Here is a 6,094-nt window from a genome sequence, read left to right on the forward strand (position 1 = left end):
TCTCGTATACTTCGGGGTACGTAATGCCCAAACGGCAGCCGCGATGTCCCAGCATGGGGTTGAATTCGTGCAGGTGACGGACTTTTTTGAGGAGCAGTTCTTTTTGCGCCAATGTTTGCGGGTCATTACCGAGGGTGCGCAGCCGTGTCGTTTCCACTAATAGTTCTTCCAGACGGGGCAAGAACTCATGCAGCGGCGGATCGAGCAGGCGTATGCAAACCGGATAGCCTTCCATGGCTTTTAAAATGCCGTAGAAGTCATTTTCCTGCATGGGCAGCAAATGCGTCAAGGCGTCTTCGCGCGCCTCTAGCGTCTCGGCGAGAATCATCTGCTGTACGTAGGGCAGGCGGTCTTGAGCCATGAACATATGCTCCGTGCGGACCAGACCGATACCGGTTGCGCCGAAGGAACGGGCTTTGGCGGCGTCTTCAGGGGTGTCGGCATTGGCGCGGACATCTAGGCGACGGTATTCATCGGCCCAAGCCAAAAAAGTCAAGTATTCCGGCGAGAGTTCAGGCTCTTGGAGGGGGATGGAACCGCTGATGACCCGGCCAGTGGCGCCGTCAATAGAGAGGAGATCGCCTTCTTTTAGGGTCAAATTGCCGATGGTCAAGGTCTTGGCGTTATAATCGATACGGGCGGCCTCACAGCCGCAAACGCAGGGTTTTCCCATGCCGCGGGCTACAACAGCGGCGTGGCTGGTCATGCCGCCGCGGCTGGTTAGAATGCCCTGGGCCATGACGATGCCGTGAATGTCATCAGGAGTGGTTTCGGTGCGTACTAAGAGTACTTTTTTGCCTTGGCGTCCCAAAAGTTCTGCTTCGTCCGCGTCAAAGACGATCGATCCTGAAGCGGCGCCCGGCGAGGCTGGCAGACCTTGCGCCAGGACGTCGAGTTTGGCGGAGCTGTCAATCTGGCGGTGGAGCAGCTGGCCGATTTGCGTTGGTTCCACCATCAAGAGCGCATCGGCGGTGCTTACCAGGCCTTCTTGCACTAAATCGTGAGCCACTTTGACGGCAGCAGCGGCCGTGCGTTTGCCGTTGCGGGTTTGCAGCATATAAAGCTTGCCTTTTTCGATGGTGAACTCGATATCCTGCATGTTTTTGTAGTGCGTTTCCAAAGTCTTGACGATTTGACAGAACTGCTCATAGACATGCGGCATGTCGTCCGCCAGCTTTTCAATGCTTTGGGGGGTCCGAATGCCGGCGACGACGTCTTCGCCTTGGGCATTCATTAAGTACTCGCCGTAGAGCTTGTTTTCGCCGGTCGAGGGGTTGCGGCTGAAGGCGACGCCAGTGCCGGAGTCATTGCCCATATTGCCGAAAACCATAGATTGGATATTGACGGCCGTACCCAGATCGTGGTCGATTTTGTTCAGATTGCGGTAGACGATGGCCCGGTCGTTATTCCAGGAGCGGAAAACGGCGGTAAGGGCCATGAAGAGCTGTTCTTTGGGCTCTTCCGGGAAGTAGCGTCCGCTGTGTTCGTGGACTAGCTTTTTGTATTGCCGGATGACTTCTTTGAGGGAGTCGGCGCTGAGATCTTGGTCAAAACGGACGCCTTGCTCTTCCTTGACGTCATCAAGAAGTTGTTCGAATTCGTATTTGTGGATGTCAAGAACGACGTCGGAGAACATCTGGATAAACCGGCGGTAGGAGTCGTAGGCGAAACGCTCATTACCGGTAGCGGCGGCTAGGCCGACGACGGTGTTGCTGTTCAGGCCGAGGTTTAAGATGGTATCCATCATGCCAGGCATGGAGAAGACGGCGCCGGAACGAACCGATACCAAAAGCGGATTCGCGGCGTCTCCGAAACGTTTGCCGGTTTGTTCTTCCAAGACGGCTAATTGACGCGATACTTCCTCTTCCATGCCTGCAGGGAGTTTGGCGCCTTGCGCGTAGTATTCGCGGCAGCCTTCGGTGCTGATGGTGAAGCCAGGAGGCACCGGCAGACCCAGATTGGTCATTTCGGCTAAGTTGGCGCCTTTGCCTCCTAAAAGCGAGCGCATTTCAGCGCTTCCCTCCGTAAAAAGGTATACATATTTTTTCATCGTAATTCGGCTCCCTTCCGGTAATATTCTAATACTTTGGCAGCGGTTTCTTCGGTGGCTTTATTGGTGACGTCAATAATCGGGCAGCCGATTTTGCGCATAATGCGCACGGCGTACTCAATTTCTTCGAGAATGCGGTCATAGTTTGCGTATTCCGCCGTTTGCGCCAGTCCCATGGTGCGCAGGCGTTCCCGGCGTATTTCATAGAGATGATCCGCTTTGATGGTGAGGCCGACTGCTTTGTTCGCCGGCACTTGAAAGAGCTCCTGAGGTACGGTCACTTCCGGAACCAGTGGCAGGTTTGCGGCTTTAAGTCCTTTGTGCGCCAGGTACATGCACAAAGGGGTTTTGGAGGTGCGCGATACGCCGGTGACGACGATGTCGGCTCGCAACAGGCCGCGCGGCTCTTTGCCGTCGTCGAATTTGACGGCGAATTCAATGGCTTCAATACGATTAAAGTACGCTTCGTCGATTTTGCGCAAACTGCCAGGCTCATTGCGCGGGTCCAGACCGCTGATTTGCGTGAGAGCGTCAACAACAGGGCCCATTACATCCACACAAGTTAAATTCAATTTCGCAGCCTTGATTTTCAGAGCTTTACGTAAATTGGGACTAACCAAAGTGTAAATCACGGCGGCGTTGGCAGTGGCTGCAGCTTCCTGCAAGGCTTCCTCCACTTGATAAACAGAAGCCAGATACGGCATGCGGCGCAATTCGACATGACCGGCGTCGAATTGGCTGCAAGCGGCTTTGGTGACGACTTCCGCCGTTTCGCCGACTGAGTCGGAAAGCAAATAGAGAACGGCGGGATGCGCGGACTTACCGGAATGAGTCATGAAGAAACCTCCTTTATGAGCGGCTGCCCATTTGTACAAACAGCCTTGTGATGTTGGACTTGGTGAAGCGGCCAAGCAGGCGGTAACGTTCTCCGTCCGGCGTGTTTTCTATGATGACTACCGGCAGGGAGTCGACTTGATGTGTCAGCAGCTTCTGCGCAGCCCGGAGCACGGACTCTTCCGGCGTGGTCACAATAATGTTGGGCATGCGAGTCATGATTACGCTGATAGGCAAGTCTTCCAGTTTGCGCTGTCCCAAGGCGGTTTTTAGCAAATCTTTACGCGAAACCACGCCTTCGAGAAAGCCTTCTTGAGAGACAATAAACATGGTGCCCACGTCTTCAATGAACATTTTGACAATCACATCATAGACTGAGGTTTTTTCCCGAACTGCTACGGAGATGGAATGAGCCTCCTTGACGCGCAAGGGACTGAGCATGCCGGCGATAATGTCCTTTTCGTCTTTGCCGCTGTAGTAGTAGCCTACCCGGGGGCGGGCTTCCAGCAGACCGGACATGGTCAGAACCGCCAGATCCGCACGCAAAGCGGCGCGGCTGACTTGCAGGCGATCAGCCAGCTCTTTGCTGCTCAAGGGTCCGTTTTCTTTGACCCATTCCAGAATGGTGCGTTGACGTGCCGATAATTCGATGGTACTCACCTGCCTTGTAATTCTATTTATTGAACGTGTTTAATGCCATTTGTATGGGTGAATGGCGTAGACGATAAACGAAAAAGATGTTTAATACTACAAATAGCATACGCTAATTATAGCATATAAGTACCTGCTGTTGGCAAGGAAAAATCGCTGCAGGATAAAATTATAATGAAACAGAGGCCGTAAGAAGGATTTACGCCAAAGAAAACGGAATACTTATTTTAAGCATTAAGAAACGGTTTGTAATTTATGGAAAAAAGTAAGACAGGCAAGATGATGTGCCGGTTTGAAGGGGACAAGGGGGACGATTTTGCGTGCATGAGCTTTTAAAACGGATTCTTTTTGTATGCCTGGCTTTGTTGTTTATGGCCGGATTCTGGCAGCCGACGGCGGAAGCGGGGCTAATCAGCAAGGACCAGGAAATTTCTATGGGCCGCGATGTAGCGAAAGAATTGGAGAAAAAATACGGTCTTGTAGACGACGCGCAGCTGCAAGAGCGCATCCAAAAAATAGGCATGAGTCTGGTGAAAGTATCGGAACGGCAAGATCTTCCGTATACGTTTAAGGTTTTAAATTCCAAAGAAGTGAACGCTCTGGCTGTGCCTGGCGGTTTTATCTATGTCTTTAAGGGCTTGGTCGATCTGATGCCGGATGACGATGAATTAGCTGGCGTTATCGGGCATGAAGTAGGGCATGTGGTTAAGCGGCACAGCGTGAAGCAGATGGAAAAAAGCCTGGGGATGGGCCTGCTTTTCAGCATCCTATTCGGTGATCGAGGGGTGCCGCTGCAGAGCTTGGCGTATCAGGTGTTAATGGCCGGTTATAGCCGGGATGACGAACGGGAAGCGGATCAATTGGGATTTGTGCATTCCTTTAAGGCTGGCTACAATCCATATGGCATGGCCATGGGCCTGCGCAAATTGGCGAATACGAATCAAAATTATCACCCGGATCTATTTTCCAGTCATCCCGAGGCGAATTCGCGGGTGGAAAAAGTGCTGGGTTATGCCCGGGATGCCGGTGTGCGTCCCTTTGTGGACGAAGGCGCCAAGCAGGTGAAGGATGGAACTTGGAGCCTGCCGCCCTTTAAAACCGCTGTTGATGGACAGGAACCTGTGTTTCGGGCTTTTGCCGCTGCGGGCGCCATTTATCGGGCTCGGAGCAGCGCGGGCTTTTCGCCGGAACGGTATGTGCCGGACAGTGACGGAACTCAGTTTTATATCTATTATAATGAGCGACGTATTATGACGATTGCAGAAAGTGAGGCCGCTGCCTACGGCGTTTCCCAGGAAGAATTGATGGAACGATATCTGGAGGCGCTGAGGCGGTATTGAAAAAAAGAAAGCAGCAGGCGGTAGTGAGACGGTAAGACTGATAGTCAGGAAGGGAGAGACGCGTGAATATGAAATCTGACCTTGAACAACAAAGCTCCAAAGAAATATTCCGCAAGAATTTTGTAACCCGTGTGCAGTCTTTATACGGGAAAAGTATTGACGAGGCCTTGCCAAGCGAAAAATATATGGCCTTGGGCATGGTGGTCCGGGATTACATTAGCTCGAACTGGATCCAGACAAATCAGCAATATTCGGATCGCGGCGAGAAGCAAGTTTACTATTTTTCTATTGAATTTCTTCTGGGACGTCTTATGGAGCTTAACCTTATCAATCTGGGCATTCGTGATGTGTGTGAAGCGGCCTTGAAGGAAGCGGGGACCGACCTTCAAGAATTGTTGGAAGTGGAACGGGACGCTGGCTTGGGAAACGGCGGCCTGGGACGCTTAGCGGCCTGCTTTTTAGATTCGCTGGCAGCCATGGGTTTGCCGGGGCATGGCAATGGCATTCGCTATCGCTATGGCCTGTTTGAACAAAAAATTGTTGATAACTATCAGGTAGAACTGCCGGATCATTGGCTTAAGGATCGCTATGTATGGGAATACCGCAAAGCGGACAAGGCGGTGACGGTGCGCTTTGGCGGCCGCATTGAAATGATCGAGCAAGACGGGCATATGCGGGTAGTGCATCAGGATGCTCAGGCTGTCCTGGCGGTTCCTTATGACGTGCCTGTTATCGGTTATGACAATAATACGGTTAACACCCTGCGTTTGTGGAACGCGGAACCGCTGCAAAGCGAATTTGATTTGACCAGCTTCAACCGCGGCGACTATCTGCAGGCGGTGCAATATCAGCAGCAGGTAGAGGCGATCTCCAAGATCTTGTATCCGGAGGATACCTTTTACGAGGGACGTCTTTTACGCTTAAAACAGCAGTACTTCTTTGTCTGTGCTGGTTTGCAGAGCATTCTGCGGCGGTTTAAGCGCAAGTATTTGGATCTGCATCTTTTACCGGACAAGGTGGCGGTGCATATTAATGATACGCATCCGGCTGTAGCCATTCCGGAACTGATGCGTCTTTTAATGGATGAAGAAGGCATGGGTTGGAATGAAGCCTGGGATATAACCATTCGTACGGTGTCTTATACTAACCATACGATTTTGCCGGAAGCCTTAGAAAGCTGGCCGGTGGATATGTTTGCCACGCTGCTGCCCAGGGTGTA

General features: G+C 52.1%; 5 protein-coding genes. 2 read left to right on the top strand and 3 right to left on the bottom strand.

The window, feature by feature from the left end; translation table 11 throughout:
- The 3 genes from ppdK to PHF27_RS12855 all read right to left on the bottom strand — a co-directional run.
- A partial coding sequence (gene ppdK / locus PHF27_RS12845; protein ID WP_300070829.1) for a pyruvate, phosphate dikinase occupies nt 1–2,050 on the bottom strand: 2,050 nt, incomplete at its 3' end.
- Nucleotides 2,047–2,886: a pyruvate, water dikinase regulatory protein gene (locus PHF27_RS12850; RefSeq protein WP_300070832.1), complete on the bottom strand. Its 840-nt coding sequence runs from the start codon at nt 2,884–2,886 to the stop codon at nt 2,047–2,049. The genes PHF27_RS12850 and ppdK, both read right to left, overlap by 4 nt.
- Nucleotides 2,887–2,899: 13 nt before the next feature.
- Nucleotides 2,900–3,544: a helix-turn-helix transcriptional regulator gene (locus PHF27_RS12855; RefSeq protein WP_300070834.1), complete on the bottom strand. Its 645-nt coding sequence runs from the start codon at nt 3,542–3,544 to the stop codon at nt 2,900–2,902.
- A gap of 311 nt (nt 3,545–3,855) precedes the next feature.
- On the opposite strand from PHF27_RS12855, the gene PHF27_RS12860 reads away from it, so the two are divergent.
- The gene (locus tag PHF27_RS12860; RefSeq protein ID WP_300070837.1) at nt 3,856–4,875 is read left to right on the top strand and encodes a M48 family metallopeptidase; all 1,020 of its coding nucleotides are present in this window, start codon (nt 3,856–3,858) and stop codon (nt 4,873–4,875) included.
- Between the two features lie 68 nt (nt 4,876–4,943).
- Nucleotides 4,944–6,094, top strand: a 1,151-nt coding sequence (locus PHF27_RS12865; protein WP_300070840.1) for a glycogen/starch/alpha-glucan phosphorylase, incomplete at its 3' end; no start/stop codon positions are given.

Origin of the sequence: Anaeromusa sp. (assembly GCF_028691475.1) — a bacterium.
Lineage (GTDB): Bacteria > Bacillota > Negativicutes > Anaeromusales > Anaeromusaceae > Anaeromusa.